The organism is Leucobacter celer subsp. astrifaciens, from assembly GCF_001273835.1.
Taxonomy (GTDB): domain Bacteria; phylum Actinomycetota; class Actinomycetes; order Actinomycetales; family Microbacteriaceae; genus Leucobacter; species Leucobacter celer.
The window spans coordinates 12564-32613 of the sequence record NZ_JHEI01000133.1 but is presented as its reverse complement, the minus strand read 5'-3'; the positions used below and the strand labels follow the sequence as shown (position 1 = coordinate 32613).

The following is a 20050-nucleotide window of genomic DNA, read 5'->3' as shown; positions in this document are numbered from 1 at the left end:
AGTGAGCGCGAACGGTTCGGATCCTCGGGTTTCTCGAACCATTCGCGCTCACTCGTGGCACGAACGGATTCCAAAGTAGTACCCCGGTACGAGGATCCCGATACCTGGGCAGGACGCGGGCGGCAGGGCTGCGAGCGTAGCGTTGAGGCATCACGAAGGAACACCCCGATCCTCAATCGAAAGGACACCGCTCATGACCACCGCAGCCCTCACCCCCGAGACCACCACCGCCCTCGCAGCCCAGGCCGACGGCACCACGCAGATCCCCCGCGTCGAGCAGCCCGGCGCGAACGGCGCCGCAGCAGACTTCGCCGCAGGCAACGCGTCGGGTCCCGGCCAGCCGATGCAGTTCGCTCAGCCCGCTGCCGAGGACTCGCGCGGCTTCGCCATCACGAGCTTCGTGCTCGGCATAGCCTCGGTGGTCAGCGGCTGGACCTTCATCGCCCCCATCACCGGCCTGATCCTCGGCATCATCGCCCTGCGCCGCCGCACCACCGAGCGCACCCTCGCGCTCTGGGGCGTCTGGCTCAACGGCGTCATGCTGGCCCTCACCGTGCTCGTCGCGCTGGTGGTGCTGTCGCTGCTCGCCTTCGGACTCTTCACGATCCCGTTCATCGCCTGATCCTCGCCACTGCGCCCGCTCCGGCAGGCGCGCTCTGCGCCCGCTCCGGCCGGCGCCCCCTACGCCCGCTCCGCGGATCCCTCGGGAACCTCGGGCGGGCGCGGCTGGTACACCCAGGTCACCATGACCACCGAGATGATCATCAGCAGGAACCAGGCCACGAGTTTCTGCGGCGAGACGAGCTCCCAGCCGCCCTCCTGGTGCGGGTAGAGCCAGGCCCCGGCCCAGGTGCCGATGTTCTCGGCCAGCCAGATGAAGACGGCGACCCCCGCGAACACCAGCAGCAGCGGCACCCGCAGCGTGACCCGCCACACGCGGAAGTGCATGACCGTGCGCCACCACAGCAGCACGACGAGCGCGAGCAGCACCCAGCGCAGGTCCCAGATGTAGTGGTGACTGAAGAAGTTGACGTAGATGCCCACGGCGACGAGGGTCGTGGCCCAGACCCTCGGATACCGGTCGAAGCGCAGATCGTGCAGCCGGTACACGCGCACCATGTACGATCCCACGGCCGCGTACATGAACCCGCTGAAGAGCGGCACGGCCCCGATGCGCAGCACCCCCTCGGCCTCGTAGGCCCACGATCCGACGTCGGTCTTGAAGAGCTCCATCGCCGTGCCCGTGATGTGGAACAGCACGATCACCCAGAGCTCGCGCCCGCTCTCGAGACGGAACACCAGCATGCCGATCTGGATCAGGATCGCCGCGATCGTCAGCGCGTCGTTGCGGGCCAGCGGGGCGTCGTCGGGGTACCAGAGCCGCGCGGCCACGATCACCGCGAGCAGCAGCGCGCCGAACACGCACGCCCACGCCTGCTTGAGCACGAACACCGCGCACTCGACGAAGACGTGCCGCGGTCCGCGCTCCGGCCGCCCCTGCAGCAGGCGATGCGCAGCGCGGTCGATCGCCGCCTCGGGGCGGGTCAGGCCGCGGCGCGGGTCCGCAGCGGGGTCGGAGGTCTCGGAAGGCGCCACCCTCCGAGGCTAGCCGGTGCTGTCTGAGGGCATTCCGAGGCCGGCACCAGGGCCGGGCGGCCGCGGCTCGCACTTCTGGTGAAACGCGGAGTCCCGAACGGCCGCTTCATCGGAAGTGAAGCAGCCGTTCGGGACTCCGCGTTACTCGTGCGCGCCCGTCAGCGTTCAGCGCGGTAGAGGAACGCCGCCATCGCCTCGCGCGTGACGTTGTTCTTCGCCGCGTAGATCGGCTTCCTGCCCATGCCCTGCGAGATGCCCGTCGAAAGGCCGCTCTGCGACATCCACGCGATCTCCCGGTAGAACTTCTGACCGGGCCTCACGTCGGCGAACGGCGAAGCCTTCGGCGCCGCCGGCTTCTTCTCGGTGTCGATCCGGTACATGAAGGCCGCCATCGCCTCGCGGGTGATCCCCGACTTCGGCTGGAACTTCGGCTTCCCGGACGCCTGCGTGATGCCCGTCGAGGTCTTCGACTGGTACATCCAGGAGATCTCCTTGTAGAACTTCTGGCCCGGCTTCACGTCGGCGAACGGCGAAGCCTTCGGCGCGACGTAGTTCTTCGGGGCGTACAGGCGGTAGAGGAACGCCGCCATCGCCTCGCGCGTGACCTGGTTCTTCGGCTGGTACGCGAAGGTGCCGTTCGGCTGCTTCACACCCGTCGAGATGCCCTCGGATGCCATCCAGGCGATCTCGGTGTAGAACTTGTCGCCCTTCTGCATGTCCGAGAACTTCACCGCCGCGGGCTTGCCCGGCACTTCGGGCTCCGGCTCGGGCTCCGGCTCGCCCGTCGCGAGGGCGAAGCTCAGGTCGAGCACCGTGGGCGGCTTCAAACGATCGAGCGAGGCGCCGCTCTCGAACCACCACGCGCGGATGTCGGGATCCAGGAAGTCGATGAACTCCTGCGGGAACGAACTCGCGTGCGTCTTGCCCGTCGCCTCGTTGACGTACTCGCGTCCCGCGTAGTCGGGCGTCACCGAAATGGTGGCCTTGCCGCCGGCGGTCTTCACCGCTGCGTCGAAGGTCGCGACCTCGACCCGCTCGAACTCCGAGGTCTTGCCCGCGCCGTTGTTCCAGCGCACGTCGAAGCTCAACGAACCTCTCCCCTCGGCCGAGACCGTGAGCTCGGGATTGGCGAACACGAACTCGACGGGCGCGATCGAGCCGTACGGCTTGTACTGCACGCTTCCGCCCCACTGCGCGTAGAGGCGCCCGCTCTTCTCGTCGTACCAGCCCTCGCCGTCGGCGAAGGTGAAGGTGCCGTCGCCCGCGAAGGTGGCGGGCTTGAACGCGAAGCGGGTCGAGAAGGTCTTCGTGTACTCCGAGATGGCCCAGCTCAGGGTGCCCGCATCGGCCTGCACCGCGGTCTTCGGCGCCTCCGCCGGGTCGCCGGTCTCGGGAGCCTCGGGCTCCTCGCCGGTCGACTCCTCGGGAGCGGGGATCGGCCAGCCCTCGGGGTCCTGGATGTCGCCGATGTCGGGCACCTCGCCCACGCGGTCGAGAATGGTGATCTGGTCGGAGTAGGGGTGGCTCACGAAGACCTGGTTGGTGTTCGGATCCACCTGCACGCCGGCGGTGTTCGCGCAACGGCCGTTGCTGGTCGTTCCGTCCTCGGTGATCCCCGCCTTGGTGAAGTCGACCAGCTGCGTGGTGCGGTAGTTGATCGGATCGATCACGATGAGCGCGTTCCGGTCGGAGTGCGTCATGTAGATCTCGTGCGTGGTCGGGTTGAGCACCACCCGGCTCGAGGTGCCGATGCCCGTGTTCCACTGCTCGAAGAAGTTGTTCGTGTCGAGGTTGATCACCGTGACGTTGCCGTTGAACGAGTAGAGGCGGTTCAACTCGGGGTCGACCACCAGCGCGCCGCCGATGTGGATGATCTCCGGCGTCAGCTCGCCGGTCACGGTGTCGATCACGTGCGTGGTCTCCACGAGCTTGTCGCCCTGCCTGACCGTGTTCACCACGTAGAGCTTGCCGGTGGTGGGGTTGAGTGCGGCTTCCTCCGGGCTCGTCAGGATGGGGGCGTCGACCTTGGTGACCTCGTTGGTGGCGATGTCGATGCGGTACACGCCCGCGCCGAGACGGGGCGGGGCGGAGGTCGCGGTGCCCGAGACCACCCAGATGGCGTTGTTGGCCTCGTCGAGGATCGTGGAGTACGGATTCCACGGTGTGCCGTAGTGGTTCTCGACCTCGCCGGTGGCGGGATCGATCACCGAGAAGTGGCTCTCGAGCCCGGCCCGGTCGGCGGCGCCGCGGCCGTGGATGGCGTAGGTCTTGCCGCTGCGCGGATCCGTCACCATGTTCTCGATCGGCATCGGCGCGTGGCGCGCGACGTACTCGAGGGAGATCGCGCAGTAGCTGCTGCTGTAGTTCGGGTTGAAGGTGTCCGGCAGATCCTCGAGCAGGTACTTGTTCGAGGAGACCTCACCGGTCGCCGTGTCGAGGTAGCCGACGGCTCCCGGAGCCTGCTGTTGCGCGCTCCAGTTGAAGGGGAACCACACGCGCTGGTTGGCGGGATCGATCGAACCGGTGAGCAGGTTGTATCCGCCCCGCACCGTCTTGCCGATCTTCAGCACCGTCTCCGCCTCGGGCAGGTCGGGGTTCTCCGGCTCGGGCTCGGGCTCGGGCTCTGGCTCGGGCTCCGGAGCGACCGGCGGGTTCAGCTCGCCGTCGCGACGCTCGAGCACCGTGATCTTCTGCGACACCGGGTTGGCGACGAACGCGGTGACGCCGCCTTCGCCCTCGGAGACGGCGAGCGCTCCGATGTCCTGAGTGCCCTCGCTCGTCACGCCCAGCGCATCGAGATCGATGACGTGCGTGACGGCCATCGGGGTCTTGTTCTGGATCTCGTGAGCGGGGATCACCGACACCGAGTTGTCGGAGGCGGTGGAGGCGAGGGCGAGCTGCTCGCCGTTCACCTGCGCGAGCCCGCGCGGGTCGGCCGCGACCGGCGCGATGGCGCCGGTCGACACCGATCCTCCGACGAGCACGTTGTAGAAGTAGACGCCGTTCATCTCCTGGCCGTGGAGCTGCTGGGAGGACAGGCCCGCGAGACGGTAGGTGCCCTCGCCGCCCGTGGCGAAGAAGCCCGGCACGGAGAACCGGCTGGGCGTCGCGGCGACAGGGCCGGCGTCCGACAGCGCCGCCGGCGTCGTGAGCCTGCGCGTCGTCTCGACGCGGGTGTTCGTCTCCACGTTCACGGTGGTCAGGTACTCGCCGTAGGCCGCGTAGACGAAGCCGCTCGAGGAGGTGTTCGCGCCGCTTCCGGTCGAGAACGAGTTGGTGAAGATGGCCCTCTGGCCCGCCTTGTAGGCGACATCGCCATCGCCGCGCGGAGCGATGGTGTCCAGCTGGGTGCCATCCGCGAGGTTCACCGGCACGACACCGGACGTGCCGTAGACGTACGCGAATTCCTTCGCGGGCACGGTGGCGACGCCGTGCGCCTCCGTGCCCGCGACGGCGATCGGTTCGCCGATCGCGGTGCCATCGGATACGGCGTAGCGCTGCACCTGCGCGTCGGCGCCGTTCTGCGAGACGACGGTGATCTGCGGCGTCTCGCCGGCCGCGTCGACCTGCCAGCCGCGGGGGTCCGCGGCGAGGTCGGCCGACCACAGTTCGGGGCAGTCGACAGCCGCGAACTCGGCCCCGCTGAAGTCGCAACTCGAGACGTCGAAGGCCACGATCTTCGCCTCGGGCTCCGAGTAGACGAGCACCGTGCCCCCGTCGGCGCTCACCTGCAGATCGGTCGGGGCGACGCCGGTGCCGAACGAGGCGACCGCGGTGTACGGCTGCTCCGCGGGCGTTCCGGGATCCTCGCCCTCGGCGAATGCGGGCTGGGCCGCGATCTGCAGCAGCGACCCGGCCATCAGCGCGGCGAGGGCGCCGGCGGTCCAGCGCCGGAGTCCTCGCCGCGATGCGGCGGACGGGGGCGCCGCTGCGGCGCTCGGAGCTGCAGCGTACCTGGAATGAGACATGGTGTCCTCTCTGATCTCTTCGAACAGGACCGCGCGCATGCGAAAGCCGGCCCATCTCCGCGGCGGCGAGTGCACGATCGGATAGGCTGGAGAGCGGGCGCAGTCAGCAGACAAAGGTTAGCATAACCTTAGTATGATGAGGATTCGCAGGATCGACCCTCCCGCCGACCCCGCCCCGGACGCCGCGCAACCGCGCCCGGCGTCCCTCCCCACCCTCGACCCGAAGTGATCGATGCGTTTTCCCCTGAGATGTGCCCTGACAGCCACGATTTCGATAGCGGCGGTGGCGACCGCGGTCGTACCGGCCCACGCCGAGGAGTTCCCGGCCCCTGATGCCCCCGAACGGTACATCGTGGAGCTGGCCGCACCGCCGGTATCGGTACTGGGGGCCGCCGCGGACGCCGGGCCGATGTTCGACGACGGCTCCGTCGACCGGCCGAATGGACAACTGGCCGAGACCTACGAGCGGGTACATGAACAGCTCGCGGAGGAGGTCGGCAGCGAACCGGAGCAGAGCTTCACACGCGTCTTCAACGGCTTCACTGCCGAACTCACCGCGGGCCAGCTGGCAGAGCTCGAGGGCAGCGACCTGGTGCGCAGCATCACCCCGGACGGCTTCGACGTGCTGCACACGGCGACCCAGGCGCTCGGGATCGACGCCGAGGGCGGCCTCTGGCAGCAGGTCGGCGGCGAGGCCGGAGCCGGTCGGGGCGTGGTCGTCGGAGTGATCGACAGCGGCTTCGCACCTGAGAACCCCATGTTCCAGGGAGACCCGATCCCGCAGCTCGGCAGCGACCCGACGCAGCCGCACTACTCCGCCCCCGGCAGGATCAGCATGCGCAAGGCCGACGGTCAGACCTTCACCGGCGAGTGCGTGGCGGGCACCGATTTCACCGCCGACATGTGCTCGACGAAGGTGATCACCGCGCGCTACTTCGATTCCTCGGGCGCCGCGAGCGTTCGCTCGCCGCGGGACACGCTCGGGCACGGCTCGCACACCGCCTCGACGGTGGCGGGCAACCGCGTGCAGGCCGCGATCTCGGGCGAGACGAGGGAGCTCGTCGGGGTCGCGCCCGCCGCCAAGCTGGCGATCTACAAGGCCTGCTGGCCGGGGCTCTTCGGCCTGCCCACGTGCGCCGAGAGCAATCAGCTCGCCGCGATCGAGGCCGCGGTCGCCGACGGCGTCGACGTGCTCAACTACTCGCTGGGCCGGGGGTCCGGCCAGGACGACACGGTGAGCGGCCCGGTCGATCGCGCGCTGCTGGGAGCCGCCGCGGCCGGGGTCGCCGTGGTCGCCTCCGCGAGCAACAACGGACCCTCGCCGTCCACCGTCGACCACACCGAGCCCTGGCTCACCACGGTCGCGGCCGACACGCTGATGCGGGATCCCGAGGCGCCCGCCGTCTCCGAGACCTCGGGGCGCGGGCCCGCCGTCTCGGCCGGCGGCAACGTGCTCAAGCCCGACATCTCCGCCCCTGGGACCGAGATCTGGGCTGCCACTCGCAACGACACCGGGGGCGCGTCGAGCGGCGCGCCGGCGTACCGCCGCGACAGCGGTACCTCGATGGCGGCGCCTCACGTCGCCGGGCTCACCGCCCTCTATCTCTCCGAACGCCCGCACGCGACACCGTCCGAGGTGAAGTCGGCGATCATGGGCACCGCGCTCCCCACCCGCACCGAGAGCGGCGAGGAGAATCTCGACCACTTCACCGACGGCGCGGGCCGCATCTCCCCGAACACGGCGCTCGACGCACCCTTCGTCTACGAATCGGGCGTCGAGGACTGGTACGGGTTCCTCAACGGCCTCGGGGTCGACACGGGCAGTCGTGCCACCCCGATTCACGGCAGTGACATCAACCAGCCGAGCCTCGCGGTCGCGCAGCTCGTCGGTTCCCGCACCGTGACGCGCACCGTCACCTCGACCTCGGCCGGCGACTACATCGCCGCTGCGCGCCTGCCCGGCTTCGACGCGACGGTCTCCCCCGCATCGCTGAGCTTCACCGCGGCCGGGCAGACCCGCAGCTACACGCTGACGCTCACACGCACGGACGCTCCGCTCGACACCTGGCAGCACGGCGAGATCGTCTGGCAGGGCGAGGCCCGCTCCTCACGGCTCCCGATCTCGGCGCGCGCCGTCGCGCAGTCGACCGAGCCTCCGCTCGCCGAGCTGCCGCCGGAACCGGAACCCGTGCCGGAACCGGAGCCTACCCCCGAGCCTCCGTCGAAACCCGATGATGACACGAAGCCGGACCGGACCCGGCCGATCTCCTTCATCGACGTGCCGCCGGGCGCCAAGTTCTCCCGGGAGATCTCCTGGATGGCGACGGCGGGCATCTCCACCGGTGTACGCACGCCCGCCGGGCTCGCGTACCAGCCGAAGCGGGCCACCACGCGCGAGGCCATGGCCGCGTTCCTCTACCGCGTGTATGTGCCGAAGAACGACTACACGCCGCCGAAGCGCAGCTCCTTCGCCGATGTCCCGCCGACGCACCAGTTCTACAAGGAGATCTCCTGGATGCGCGAGCGGGGGATCTCGACCGGTGTGAAACAGGGGTCGCTGCTGCTGTACCAGCCCAAGAAAGCCACCACACGCGAGGCCATGGCCGCGTTCCTGTACCGAGCCGAGGGCGCGAAGCGGTTCACCGCCCCGAAACGCAGCGCATTCGTCGACGTCGAGACCTCGCACAAGTTCTATCGCGAGATCGCCTGGATGGGCTCGACGGGCATCTCCACCGGGGTACGGACCTCGTCGGGGCGGCAGTACCAGCCTCTCCGCTCGACCAGTCGCGAGGCGATGTCGGCCTTCCTCTACCGCATCGCCCGTTAGCGGGACTCGGGCCGGGGTTCGCACCGCACACGGCACCCAGTCGAAAACGGAGGAACGCGGTTTCGACTCGCTCCGCTCGCTCAACCCGCGGCGCGCTCGACCGGTCGACACCCCACCCGTCATCCTGCGCGGAGAGAGCCCAGCGAACGCAGTCGCAGGAGCCGCAGCTCTGGATTCTGCGACTCGCTGCGCTCGCGCAGAATGACGGAACCCGGCGCGGGGACCGGCGAGCGCCGGGCCCTGCGCTCACGGAAGTGTTTGAGGAATGCCTTCGGCATGCTCACCGCAGTCGAGACGACTGCGGCGCATCCTCGAAACAGCCAGAAATGGCTGTTTCGGAGCGACGACCCTAGCTCCTAACGTCGCTGTCGTCGCTCACGGATGCGCATGTTGAGGATGATGGGGGTGCCCTCGAAGCCGTAGCGCTCGCGCAGGCGGCGCTGGATGAAGCGGCGGTACTGCGGGTCGAGGAAGCCCGAGGTGAAGAGCACGAACGTCGGCGGGCGGTTCTGCACCTGCGTGCCGAACAGGATGCGCGGCTGCTTGCCGCCGCGCAGCGGGTGCGGGTGCTCCTGCACGAGCTCGGCCACGAAGGCGTTGAACTTGCCCGTCGGGATGCGGGTGTCCCACGATTCGAGCGCGGTCTCGAGCGCCGGCACGAGCTTCTCCAGGTGGCGGCCGGTGCGCGCCGAGATGTTGACGCGCGGCGCCCAGTCCACGTGCGCCAGATCCTGCTCGATCTCGCGCTCGAGGTAGCGACGGCGATCGTCGTCGAGCATGTCCCACTTGTTGAACGCGAGCACGAGCGCGCGGCCCGACTCGAGCACCAGGTCGATGATGCGCAGATCCTGATCGCTGATCTCCTGCGTCACGTCGAGGAGCACGACCGCGACCTCGGCCTTCTCCAGCGCCGCCGCGGTGCGCAGCGAGGCGTAGAAGTCGGCGCCCTTCTGCAGGTGCACACGACGACGGATGCCCGCGGTGTCGACGAAGGTCCACACGCGGCCCGCGATCTCGACCTGCTCGTCCACGGGATCGCGAGTGGTGCCTGCGAGGTCGCTGACGACCGCCCGCTCCTCGCCGGCGGCCTTGTTCAGCAGGCTCGACTTGCCCACGTTCGGGCGGCCGAGCAGCGCGACACGGCGCGGCCCCAGCAGCTTCGGCTGCGCCACCGCGGACTCCTCGGGCAGCGCCTCGACGACCTGATCGAGCAGGTCGGCGACCCCGCGGCCGTGCAGTGCGGAGACGGCGTGCGGCTCGCCGAGGCCGAGCGACCACAGCTGCGCGGCCTCCGCCTCGAGCACCGCGTCGTCCACCTTGTTGGCGACGAGGAAGACGGGCTTGTCGGTGCGGCGCAGCAGCTGCACGACGCGCTCATCGGTCGCGGTGGGGCCCACGCGGGAATCGACCACGAACATGACGACGTCGCAGAGCTCGATCGCCACCTCGGCCTGCAGAGCCACCGACGCGTCGATGCCCTTGGCGTCGGGCTCCCAGCCGCCGGTGTCGACGAGGCTGAAGCGGGTGCCGCCCCACTCCGCCGCGTAGGTCACGCGGTCGCGCGTGACACCGGGGACGTCCTCGACCACGGCCTCGCGGCGACCCAGGATGCGGTTCACGAGCGCCGACTTGCCGACGTTCGGGCGGCCGACGATCGCGACCACCGGCAGGGTCTCGGCGACGGGCTCGCGGAAGCCGAGGAACTCGCCGTCCTCGCCGATGATCGCGAGGTCGTCCTCCTCCAGCTCGAAGCTGTCGAGGTTCGAGCGCATGGCGCGCAGGCGCTCCTCCTCGGTGACCTCGTCGCCCTCGGCGAAGGTGATGCCGTCGTCGTCGAAGTCGTCGCCGACGATGATCTCATCCTCGGAGACCGCGGCCACGTCGAAGACCTCGGGCCCGTCCTGCTCGGCGCCCGTCCCGGGATTCTGCTCGCTCATCATTTGCTCTCTTCCGCGACGTTCTGCGCCGCTCGTACGATATCGACCACAGCCTGTACCGACTGCTCGAAGTCCAGTTCGCTCGTATCGACGAGCGTCACCCCCGGTGCGGGGTTGATGAAGTCCACCACGAGCGCATCCTTCGCGTCGCGCGCGGCGATGTCCGCGAGCACCTGCTCGTGCGACAGCCCCTCGAGTTCGCCCGCACGGCGCTGCGCCCGTACGTCGGGCGACGCCGTCATGAGGATGCGCACGGGTGCGTCCGGCGCAACGACCGTCGTGATGTCGCGCCCCTCGATGACCACGCCGGGCAACCCCGACTCGGCGACGATCTCGCGAAACATCGCGTTGAGCCGGTCGCGCACCCCCGGGTGCTTCGAGACGCGGCTGACCTGCCCGCTGACCGCGTGGTCGCGGATCGCGGCGGTGACGTCGATAGGGGCCGCGGGCTGCGACTCGCTGCGCTCGCTCACCCGGCGGCCCAGGACGACGCCGATGCGCTGCTCGCCGAGCAGCGTCGTCGAGTACTCCCACGCGTCGAGCAGCCCCAGCACCGCCGCCTCGTCGTCGAGATCGACCCCCGTCTCGAGTGCGGCCCACGCCAGCGAACGATAGGCGGCACCCGTGTCGAGGATCCCGAACCCCAGCCGCGTCGCGGCCGCGCGGGACACGCTCGATTTGCCGCTGCCGGCCGGCCCGTCGATCGCCACGAGGATCGGATCCGTCGCCGAAGCGGCGCCGGCGGTGCTCAGCGCCTCGGGTGCAGCATCGTTCACAGCGTCCTCCATCCGCGTTCGACGAGATCGGAGACCGCGCGCTCCGCCACCTCGGGCAGCACCGCGATCTCCGCGAAACCGATCTGCGCGCCCGGCGAGTGCTCGAGGCGCAAGTCTTCCATGTTAATGCCCAGTTCTCCGAGTTCGGTGAGCAGCCGCGCGAGCTCGCCCGGCCGGTCGTCGACGAGCACGTTGATCGTCGCGAAGCGCTCGGACGATCCGTGCTTGCCGGGGATGCGCGCGACGCCCCGGTTGCCGGCGGCGAGCAGATCGGCGATGCGCCGTTTGGCGCCGGTCTGCTCGGGGTCGCGCAGCGCGTCGGCGAACGCCGCGAGGTCCGCGCTGAAGCCGTCGAGCAGCTCCACCACGGGCTCCCGGTTGGCGCCGAGGATCTGCACCCAGAGCTCGGGATCGCTCGCCGCGATGCGGGTCGTGTCGCGCAGCCCGGCCCCCGCGAGCCCGATCGCCTGCTCGGTCGCGGGCACGAGGCGCGCGGCGAGCAGGGTCGACACCACCTGCGGCAGATGCGAGACGAGCCCCACCGAGCGGTCGTGCTCCTCCGGCGTCATCTCGATGAGCACTCCGCCCAGGTCGAGCGCCACGGCCTCGACGAGCGCGAGCGCATCGGCGGGCGTCTCCTCGTCGCGGCAGATGATCCAGGGCCGCGCCTTGAAGAGGTCAGCGCGCGCCATGATCGCACCGCCCCGCTCCCGCCCGGCCATGGGGTGCGAGCCGACGTAGTGGGTGAGGTCGACGCCCCGCCGCGTGAGCTCGACGAAGGGGGCGAGCTTCACGCTCACGACATCGGTGACGACCGCGTCGGGGTACGTGGTGAGGGCGCGCTCGATCACGTCGGCGGCGACGTCGGGCGGCGTCGCCACGACCACAAGCGCCGGAGCCGCGTCCTCGGCCGTGCGCACCCGCCCGGCACCGTAGTCGGCGGCGAGCGCCACCGTGGTCGGCGAGAGATCCTCGAGGGTCACCTCGACGCCGCGCTCGCGCAGCCCCAGGCCCACGCTCGCGCCGAGCAGGCCCGCGCCGATCACGTGCACGGAGCCGCGAGTGCGTGCGGCGAGCGCCCCGCGCCCGCCATCGCTCTGGCGGGCGATCCCGGGGGTCGAGATCCTCAACTCGTTCATCTGCCGTTCCGTTTCCGTCCGTCGGTGCGGGGTTTCCGAGAACCCTGCTGCCCATTCTGCCCGCGTCCGCCGGCCTCGCCGCCCGTGTCGCCCGAACTCCCGGGTTTCGCGCGGCCGCCGCCCGTCGCGCCGGGCCCGCCGCGACCGTGCGGATTGCCCTTGGCGGCCACGCCGCGCATGCCGCGCGCGCCCTTGCCGTCGCCCGGCCGGCCGGCGGTCACGGCGCCCCGGTTCTTCGAGTCCCGGCCGTTCGAATCCCGGCTCTTCGAGTCCCGGCTCTTCGAGTCGTCGCGCTTCGAACCTGCGCCCGATCCGGAGCGACCCGATCCCGCACCGCGCTTCGCGCTCGATCCGGAACCGCGCCCGCCGGCCCCCGCGTCGCCGTCCTCGGCGGCCGACAGCAGCGCCCCGCGCTCGGCTGCCGACAGCTCGCGCATCTCGCCGCTCCGCAGCGTGCCGAGGTGCAGCGGCCCGAACTGCCGCCGCACGAGCTCCTCGACCGGGTGCCCCACCTCGGCGAGCATGCGGCGCACGATGCGGTTGCGCCCGGAGTGCAGCGTGATCTCGACGAGCGAGTGCGAGCTGCCGGATCCCCCGGGCAGCAGCTTGGCGCGATCGGCGTGGATCGGCCCGTCGCTCAGTTCCACGCCGTCTTTGAGGCGCTGGATCACGGCCGCCGTCATCCGTCCGCGCACCTTGGCGATGTAGGTCTTGCTCACCCCGAAGCTGGGGTGCGCGAGCTTGTGCGCGAGCTCGCCGTCATTGGTGAGGATCAGCAGCCCGCTCGTATCGGTGTCGAGACGCCCCACGTTGTACAGGCGGTCAGCCCAGCGCTGCGCTCCTTGGGCTGCCGCTGTAGCGGCACCGGTCGGGCCGTCGATCGCTTCGCGATCTTGGGGCCCGCCCGCAACCTGATCCGTGAACTCGCGCAGATCGGGGCGCCCGTTCTCGTCGCTCATGGTGGAGACGACGCCCCGCGGCTTGTTGAGCACGAAGTAGCGCTTGGACACGTCGAGCTGCACGACGACGCCGTCGACGCGCACATCGTCCTGATCGGGATCGATGCGGGATCCCAGCTCGCGCTGCACTCGGCCGTTCACGGTGACGCGGCCGCCCGTGATGAGCGCCTCGCACGCGCGGCGCGACGCGACGCCGGCGTGGGCGAGCGCCTTCTGCAGGCGCACGCGGCCGTCGTCCTCGGGCGCGGAGTCCTGCTCCCCGCTCTCAGCGGCGCGATCCGCGGGCCATCCGAACTCGGCGAGATCGATCTCGATGTTCTCGCCGTCGACGGAGAAGGATCCGCCGAGGCCCTCGTCGTCAGAGCGCTTCATGGTCGAATCCTTCCGAGCCGTCGTCGAGCAGCGGCGCGATCGGCGGCAGCTCGGAGATGTCGCCGATGCCGAGGTGGCCGAGCAGGGAATCCGTGGTGCCGTAGAGCGTGGCCGTGGTCTCGGGATCCTGCCCCACCTCGGTGATGAGGCCGCGGGCCAACAGGGTGCGCACCACCGAATCGACGTTGACGGCGCGGATCGAGGCGATCGCGCCGCGCGAGATCGGCTGCCGGTACGCGATCACGGCGAGGGTCTCGAGCGCCGCCTGCGACAGCTTGGCCGGGGTCTGCTGCTGCACGAAGTCGGCCACCACCGGGTCGAGGCTCTCGCGCACGTAGAAGCGGTGTCCGCCCGCGACCTCGCGCAGCTCGAACCCGCGCGGCGATCCCGCGCCCTCCGCGGTGCCCGCAGCCTCGCCGTTGAACTCGGCGACGAGCTCGCCGAGCACGGCGCGCACCTCGCGCACGGGCCGGTCGGTCGCGGTGGCGAGCGCCATCGCGCTGAGCGGCTCATCGGCCACGATCAGCAGCGCCTCGAGCTGCTGCGCGAGCGAGTGCGCGGCACGGGCGCGGGCGAGCCGGCCCCCCTCGTCCCCCGCATCTGCCCCCACGCCCTGCGCCGGAATCGGGGACGGCTCGGCCCCCTTCGCGGGTCCAGAAGGAGCCTTTTGCGTCCCCGATTCGGGCGCCTGCGGCCCGGACCCCCGGGGCTCGGTGTGCTGCGTCATGTTCTCCGTCGCTTCAGTCATAGTCATTGCCCAACGTCGAGAGCTCCTCGTCCGACCAGCTCTCGCCCGTCCACTGCACGTGCAGCTCTCCCAGCGGCTCCGCTTGCTCGAATGTCACGGCGGCCCGCCGATAGAGCTCGAGGATCGCGAGGAACCGCGCCACGATCACCCCGCGCTCCGCCACGCCCGCGATCAGCTCGCGGAAGCTGTGGGCGCCGCCACGGCCATCGACGGGACGCAGCAGCGAGACCACCACGGCCGCCTGCTCGCGGATCGAGACGAGCGGCGCGTGCAGGTGGTCGAGCCCGACGGTGGGGATCTCCCGGGGCGCGAAGGCGAGCATGGCGATGGCCGCGAAGTCCTCGGCGGACAGCTGCCACACGAGCTCCGGGGTGCGCTCGCGGTACTTCGCGTCGAGCGGCACCAGGCGCGGATGCCGCGCCTCCTCCGCGGCGAGCCGCCCCTTGAACCAGGCGCTCGCCTGCTTGAACGCCCGGTACTGCAGCAGCCGCGCGAAGAGCAGGTCGCGGGCCTCGAGCAGCGCGATGTCCTCGGCGTCGACGACCTCGCCCTGCGGCAGCAGACTCGCGATCTTGAGATCGAGCAGCGTCGCCGCCACCACCAGGAACTCCGAGGCGCGATCGAGCTCGACGAGCCCCTGCCCCTCGAGCGAGGCGAGGTACGCGATGAACTCGTCGGTCACGAGGCTGAGCGAGACCTCGGTGATGTCGAGCTCGTGCTTGCCGATGAGGTTCAGCAGCAGATCGAAGGGGCCGTCGAACACCTCGAGGGTGACTCGGAAATCGGAGGCGCCGGGTGCCCCGGCTTCACCGGCGGCGTCAGGCCCGCCGGACGTGTCAGACGCACCGGCTTCACCGGGCGCACCGTCAGCCGTCTCCCCCGATGCCGCTGCAGCGGCATCACCCGGACGGTCGAACGCTTCGCGTTCTCGGCGTCCGCCTGCAAGCGCGACCATGACGGTTTCGATCCCTAGGCGACGACGCCGCGCTGCACCAGTTCGCGCGCCAGCTTCAGGTAGGCCTCGGAGGCCGCGTTCGACGGCGCGTAGTCGAGGATCGGCTTCGCCGCGATCTGCGCGTCGGGCAGCTTGACGGTGCGGCCGATGACGGTGTCGAAGACCTTGTCGCCGAAGGTGTCGACGACGCGCTCGAGCACCTCGCGCGCGTGCAGGGTGCGCGGGTCGTACATGGTGGCGAGGATGCCGTCGAGCTCGAGGGCGGGGTTGAGGCGATCCCGCACCTTGTCGACGGTCTCGACCAGCAGCGCGACGCCGCGCAGAGCGAAGTACTCGCAGGCGAGCGGGATCAGCACGCCGTGGCTCGCGGTGAGCGCGTTCACGGTGAGCAGGCCGAGCGAGGGCTGGCAGTCGATGAGGATCACGTCGTAGTCGCTCGCGACCTTGCGCAGCACACCGGCGAGGATCTGTTCGCGGGCCACCTCGGTGACGAGATGCACCTCGGCGGCGGAGAGGTCGATGTTGGCGGGGATGACGTCGAGGCCGGCGGTGTCGGTGGGCTGGATCGCCTCGTGCGGATCCTTCACCTTGCTCAGCATGAGGTCGTAAATGGTGGGCACGTCGTGCGCCGGCACGCCGAGGCCGGCCGAGAGCGCCCCCTGCGGGTCGAAGTCGACCGCGAGCACCCTGCGGCCGTAGCGGGCGAGGGCCGCAGCCAGGTTGATGGTGCTGGTCGTCTTGCCGACGCCGCCCTTCTGATTGCACATCGCGATGATGCGCGCGGGGCCGTGCCGCTCGAGCTTCTGGGGTGCGGGGATGACGCGGTCGGGACGGCCGGTGGGTCCCAGCTCGACCTTCTGCTTCACCATGCCCGGCCCTCCTCTCGCTCGCTAACGCTCCATCCTATCGCGCGCCCGACTGGAGCTGCGCGATCTCGACGATCCGCGAGATCACGGCCCGGGTGCCCGCGCGCGCCATCGCCTCCGGCCGGGCGAGCACGTCGATGTGCCGGGTGATGGGCAGATCCCGGATCGGCCGCAGCACGAGCTCGCTGCGCAGCGCCGACGGCAGCCCCGTGTAGCGGGGCAGCAGCCCGATCGTGCGGGTTCTGGCGATGATCGCGGCGACGACGTTGAACTCGTTCACCCGGTGCGTGATCTCGATCGGCCGGCCCGCGCTCGCGGCGAGCGCCTGCACGATCAGCGGCTCGAGCGCGAAGCCCTCGTGCGCCGCCAGCCAGGTCTCGCCGGCGAGGTCGGCCAGTTCGACGGTCTGCTGCCCGGCCAGCGGGTGGTCGCGGTGCAGGGCGAGGTCGATCGGCTCCTCGATCACCGGGGTGACCCGCACGCGGTGCTCGGGCCAGGGCCGCGACACCGGGGGCCGGTGAGCGATCACCACGTCGTGATCCGCCGCGAGCCGCACGAACTCCTCGATCGAGACGTCCTCATCGCGGCAGCGCACCTGCGGGCCCTCCGGGTCGGCGAGCGAGCGCTCGATCAACGCCGGGAACCACGCCAGCGCGGCGCTGTGGAACGCCGTCACGGTCACGGGCTCGCCGCGTGCACGCAGGTATCCGGCCACCGACTGCTCTGCCCGGGCCATCGCGGCGAGCACCTCCCCGCCGGCGTCGGCGAGCCGCTCCCCCGCCGCGGTGAGGCCGAGCACCCGGCCCCGCGGCTCCGTGAGGGGCACCTCGAAGGATCGCTGCAGTGCGGCCAGCTGTTGCGACACCGCGGAGGGCGAGAGGTGGAGCGCCTCGGCCACGGCGGTGACGGAGCCGCGGTCGCGCAGTTCGCGCAGCGTACGGAGATGGTGCACATCCATGAAGCAGATCTTACAGAAGGATGAAGACAATGCCCGTTGATCTTCACGTTTGACCGATCCATCGTGGACATCATGAAACGCAGAGTGCGGGCGCATCACGCGCTGTTCCCCGACCTGGCGCTGCTGGGCATCGCCGCGATCTGGGGCGGCAGCTACCTGGCGACGCAGGAGCTCGCCGCGTCCTCGAGCGCGGCGGCGGTGCTGTGCGCGCGGTTCCTCCCCGCGGCCGCACTGCTGCTGGTGATGCACCGCCTGCGCCGGGCCGGGAGTCTGCGCGGTTCGCTCCGGGCCGGATCGCTGCTCGGCGTGCTGCGCGCGGCGACGATCACCCTGGAGACGATCGGCGTCACGCTGACGAGCGCGACCAACGCGGGCCTCATCATCGGACTGTCGATCCTGCTCACCCCGCTCCTCGAGTCCCTGGCCACCCGGCGACGCCTCACCGCGTCGCTGCTGGGCAGTGTCGTGCTCGCGCTCGGCGGGATCGCGCTGCTCGTGGGCGGCGACGGCCTCGCGCGGATGAACCCGGGCGACGGGCTCATCCTGCTGGCCGCGGTCACGCGGGCGCTGCTGGGGGTCGCCGAGGCGCGCGTCACCGCGCACGACAGCGCGGACGTCACGGCGCTGACCACTGTCGAGATCGTCTTCGGCGCAGTGCTCTTCACCCTGTGGGGCGGCGGCTCCCTGTTCGCGCACGCCCCCGCGTTCAGACCGACGGACTGGGCCCTGCTCATCTACCTCAGCCTCGGCTGCACCGTGCTCGCCTTCCTCGGCCAGCTCTGGGCGACCCGGCGCACGTCCGCCTCGCGCGCCGGCATGCTGCTGGGCTCCGAGCCGGGCTGGGCCCTGCTGATCGGCGTGGCGATCGGCGGCGAGCGCATCGGAGTCACCGGGTTCATCGGCGCCGGAGTGCTCATCGTCGCCCTGCTGTGGGGACGCCGCGCGGAGCAGCGCTGGCGGGACGGCGCTGCGGAGCTCGAGCGGAGTCGCACCGCGGCGTGAACGCAGTCGCACCGCGGCGTGAACGGCGCTCCCTCCGCCGGTTGAGCGAGCGCAGCGAGTCGAAACCAGGGTGTCTCCGGTTTCGACTCGTCACTGCGCTCCTCGCTCAACCAGCGGGGACCGAATCCGGTCGAGCGAGCCGGAGCCCCCTCGGTTTCGACTCGTCACTGCGCTCCTCGCTCAACCGGCGGGGCCCGCGGAGCGCCCCTACCGCGCGCGCGGGTGCGCCAGGATGTAGTGCTCGCGCAGCGTGTCGGCCGTCACCTGCGTGTAGATCTGGGTCGTGGTGACCGAGGCGTGGCCCAGCAATTCCTGCACGGTGCGCACGTCGGCACCGCCCGCCAGCAGATGCGTGGCGAAGGAGTGCCGCAGGGTGTGGGGCGAGACCTCGCTCGTGATGCCCGCGCGCTCCGCCGCGGCGCGGATCACGAGCCACGCGCTCTGCCGCGACAGCCGGCCGCCGCGGGGCCCGACGAAGAGCGCGGGGGTGCCGCGCCCGCGCTCGACCATCTGCGGCCGGGCGCGCACGAGGTAGGCGGCGAGCGCACGACCGGCGTAGCTGCCGTAGGGCACGATCCGCTGCTTCGCGCCCTTGCCGGTGACCTGCAGCAGTCCGCCCTCGCCCAGCGCGCCCTCCGGGTCGCCCCACACGTCGCCCCGGCCGGAGACCGCGAGCAGGTCGTCGATGTCGAGCGCGGTGACCTCGCTCACGCGCGCGCCCGTCGCGTACAGCAGCTCGAGCAGCGCGCGGTCGCGCAGCCCGACGGGGTCGTCGCCGCCGGCGCCGTCCTCCCCCGCCGATCCGCCGGCCGCGGCGAGCAGCGCCTCCACGTCCTCGACGGCGAGCGCCTTGGGCAGCCGCTGCGCGCGCTTGGGGGTGCGCACACCGCTGCCGGCGTGGCTCTCGAGCAGCCCCTCCTCGAAGAGGAAGCGGTGCATCCCGCGCACGGTGGAGAGGCGCCGGGTGATGGAGGCCGGGGCGAGGGGCTTGGGGTGCTCCCGACCGGGCCTGTCTCCGGGGGTCCCTCGATCCCGAGTGCTTCGATCTGCGGAGGGATCCGGATCCCGACCCGCGCCGTCGACGGGCATCGGCCGCCCCAGATCGACGACGTACTCCGAGAGCGTCTCGGGCGCCACCTCGGCGAGATCCCGGATCCCGCGCGCCTCGAGCCACGCCGCATAGGCCTCGAGATCGCGCCGGTAGGCCGCCCGGCTGTTGGCGGAGAGCCCGCGCTCCAGGGCGACGTGCCGCAGGTAGCGCTCGATGCCCTGCGCGGCGGTCGGCGCCATCAGCTCGAGCGCTCTCCCCGCGACGCCTCGCGGGCGGTCCAGGGCAGTTCGGGATCCCGCAGCGTCTCCCAGCCGCGCCCGCGAGCGGCCCAGGCGGCCAGCACCGCGCTCACCGTGACGGCGTTCTGCACGCGTCCGTCGAGCGCGGCCTCGACGGCCTCGGCGAGCGGCACCCAGCGCGGCACCAGCTCGGCCTCCTCCTCCGCGCGCACGTAGTCGTGCTCGACGGGGTGCAGATCCCGCGCGAGGAAGACGCGCATGGCCTCGCTCGTGCCGCCGGGCGAGAGGAACAGGTCGAGCAGCAGATCCCAGCGCTCGGCGCGCAGATCGGCCTCCTCGGCCAGCTCCCGCTGCGCGGCCCCGAGACCCGGTTCGCCCGGGGCGTCCATGAGCCCCGCCGGGATCTCCCAGTCGCGGTGCGCGATCGCGTGCCGGTACTGCCGGATCAGCAGCACCCGCTCCTCGGCGTCGAGCGCCAGCACGGCGACCGCACCCGTGTGGTCCAGGTAGTCCCGCACCAATTCGGTGCCGCCGAACTCGAAGCGGTCGCGGCGCACATCCCAGACGTGCCCGCGCACGAGCAGCTCGCTGTCGATCACGCGCACCTCGGCGCGCTCGTCTGCGAGCTGCTCGGGGACGTCGCTCACCGCGCTCAGC

The 20050-nt window shown here is 71.0% G+C and carries 14 protein-coding genes and 1 pseudogene; 3 read left to right on the top strand and 12 right to left on the bottom strand.

Features of this window, described 5'->3' with window-relative positions; translation table 11 throughout:
- Positions 1-193 precede the first annotated feature (193 nt).
- Positions 194-622: a DUF4190 domain-containing protein gene (locus AMS65_RS02615; RefSeq protein ID WP_083451430.1), complete on the top strand. Its 429-nt coding sequence runs from the start codon at positions 194-196 to the stop codon at positions 620-622.
- A gap of 59 nt (positions 623-681) precedes the next feature.
- Here AMS65_RS02615 and AMS65_RS02610 read toward each other — a convergent pair whose 3' ends face one another.
- Positions 682-1596, bottom strand: a complete 915-nt coding sequence (locus tag AMS65_RS02610) for a DUF817 domain-containing protein (RefSeq protein ID WP_394324715.1) — start codon at positions 1594-1596, stop codon at positions 682-684.
- 158 nt (positions 1597-1754) lie between these two features.
- A complete protein-coding gene (locus tag AMS65_RS02605; protein ID WP_157502025.1) occupies positions 1755-5564 on the bottom strand; it encodes an S-layer homology domain-containing protein in 3810 nt (1269 codons plus the stop codon).
- A 283-nt stretch (positions 5565-5847) separates the two neighbouring features.
- Here AMS65_RS02605 and AMS65_RS02600 point away from each other — a divergent pair, with 283 nt between their 5' ends.
- Complete coding sequence (locus AMS65_RS02600; protein ID WP_053382621.1) at positions 5848-8391, top strand: S8 family serine peptidase; 2544 nt, start codon at positions 5848-5850, stop codon at positions 8389-8391.
- Positions 8392-8747: 356 nt separating this feature from the next.
- Here AMS65_RS02600 and der read toward each other — a convergent pair whose 3' ends face one another.
- From der to AMS65_RS02560, 8 genes and pseudogenes are all read right to left on the bottom strand, one after another.
- Positions 8748-10328, bottom strand: a complete 1581-nt coding sequence (der, locus tag AMS65_RS02595) for a ribosome biogenesis GTPase Der (protein WP_193787001.1) — start codon at positions 10326-10328, stop codon at positions 8748-8750.
- The gene (gene cmk / locus AMS65_RS02590; protein WP_083451428.1) at positions 10328-11116 is read right to left on the bottom strand and encodes a (d)CMP kinase; all 789 of its coding nucleotides are present in this window, start codon (positions 11114-11116) and stop codon (positions 10328-10330) included. The genes der and cmk overlap by 1 nt, the downstream gene beginning before the upstream one ends.
- Positions 11101-12243, bottom strand: a complete 1143-nt coding sequence (locus AMS65_RS02585; RefSeq protein WP_083451427.1) for a prephenate dehydrogenase — start codon at positions 12241-12243, stop codon at positions 11101-11103. The genes cmk and AMS65_RS02585 overlap by 16 nt, the downstream gene beginning before the upstream one ends.
- A 374-nt stretch (positions 12244-12617) precedes the next feature.
- A pseudogene (locus AMS65_RS20300) lies at positions 12618-13427 on the bottom strand (pseudouridine synthase); the annotation flags it as partial.
- Between the two features lie 133 nt (positions 13428-13560).
- Positions 13561-14322 (bottom strand): SMC-Scp complex subunit ScpB, encoded by a 762-nt coding sequence (gene scpB / locus AMS65_RS02575; protein WP_241489312.1) that lies wholly within the window; start codon positions 14320-14322, stop codon positions 13561-13563.
- A complete protein-coding gene (locus AMS65_RS02570; protein WP_083451426.1) occupies positions 14315-15277 on the bottom strand; it encodes a segregation and condensation protein A in 963 nt (320 codons plus the stop codon). Before AMS65_RS02570 ends, scpB begins: the two co-directional genes overlap by 8 nt.
- A gap of 14 nt (positions 15278-15291) precedes the next feature.
- On the bottom strand, positions 15292-16146 hold the full coding sequence (locus AMS65_RS02565) for a ParA family protein (protein ID WP_053382619.1): 855 nt from the start codon (positions 16144-16146) through the stop codon (positions 15292-15294).
- Between the two features lie 34 nt (positions 16147-16180).
- Positions 16181-17101, bottom strand: a complete 921-nt coding sequence (locus AMS65_RS02560; RefSeq protein ID WP_053382618.1) for a LysR family transcriptional regulator — start codon at positions 17099-17101, stop codon at positions 16181-16183.
- 72 nt (positions 17102-17173) lie between these two features.
- On the opposite strand from AMS65_RS02560, the gene AMS65_RS02555 reads away from it, so the two are divergent.
- Positions 17174-18103, top strand: coding sequence for a DMT family transporter (locus AMS65_RS02555; protein WP_075200828.1), 930 nt, complete (start codon positions 17174-17176; stop codon positions 18101-18103).
- Positions 18104-18310: 207 nt separating this feature from the next.
- On the opposite strand, the gene AMS65_RS02550 is transcribed toward AMS65_RS02555, so the two are convergent.
- Complete coding sequence (locus tag AMS65_RS02550) at positions 18311-19393, bottom strand: site-specific tyrosine recombinase XerD (protein WP_053382616.1); 1083 nt, start codon at positions 19391-19393, stop codon at positions 18311-18313.
- Positions 19393-20040, bottom strand: a complete 648-nt coding sequence (locus AMS65_RS02545) for an NUDIX domain-containing protein (protein WP_053382615.1) — start codon at positions 20038-20040, stop codon at positions 19393-19395. The genes AMS65_RS02550 and AMS65_RS02545 overlap by 1 nt, the downstream gene beginning before the upstream one ends.
- Positions 20041-20050 lie beyond the last annotated feature (10 nt).

Excerpts from the sequence above, each read along its gene's own strand:
- AMS65_RS02615 (WP_083451430.1), top strand. The coding sequence starts at position 194 with ATGACCACCGCAGCCCTCACCCCCGAGACCACCACCGCCCTCGCAGCC.
- AMS65_RS02570 (WP_083451426.1), bottom strand. The coding sequence starts at position 15,277 with ATGGTCGCGCTTGCAGGCGGACGCCGAGAACGCGAAGCGTTCGACCGT.
- der (WP_193787001.1), bottom strand. The coding sequence starts at position 10,328 with ATGAGCGAGCAGAATCCCGGGACGGGCGCCGAGCAGGACGGGCCCGAG.
- AMS65_RS02555 (WP_075200828.1), top strand. The coding sequence starts at position 17,174 with ATGAAACGCAGAGTGCGGGCGCATCACGCGCTGTTCCCCGACCTGGCG.
- AMS65_RS02585 (WP_083451427.1), bottom strand. The coding sequence starts at position 12,243 with ATGAACGAGTTGAGGATCTCGACCCCCGGGATCGCCCGCCAGAGCGAT.
- AMS65_RS02605 (WP_157502025.1), bottom strand. The coding sequence starts at position 5,564 with ATGTCTCATTCCAGGTACGCTGCAGCTCCGAGCGCCGCAGCGGCGCCC.
- AMS65_RS02560 (WP_053382618.1), bottom strand. The coding sequence starts at position 17,101 with ATGGATGTGCACCATCTCCGTACGCTGCGCGAACTGCGCGACCGCGGC.
- AMS65_RS02565 (WP_053382619.1), bottom strand. The coding sequence starts at position 16,146 with ATGGTGAAGCAGAAGGTCGAGCTGGGACCCACCGGCCGTCCCGACCGC.
- scpB (WP_241489312.1), bottom strand. The coding sequence starts at position 14,322 with ATGACTGAAGCGACGGAGAACATGACGCAGCACACCGAGCCCCGGGGG.
- AMS65_RS02550 (WP_053382616.1), bottom strand. The coding sequence starts at position 19,393 with ATGGCGCCGACCGCCGCGCAGGGCATCGAGCGCTACCTGCGGCACGTC.
- cmk (WP_083451428.1), bottom strand. The coding sequence starts at position 11,116 with ATGGAGGACGCTGTGAACGATGCTGCACCCGAGGCGCTGAGCACCGCC.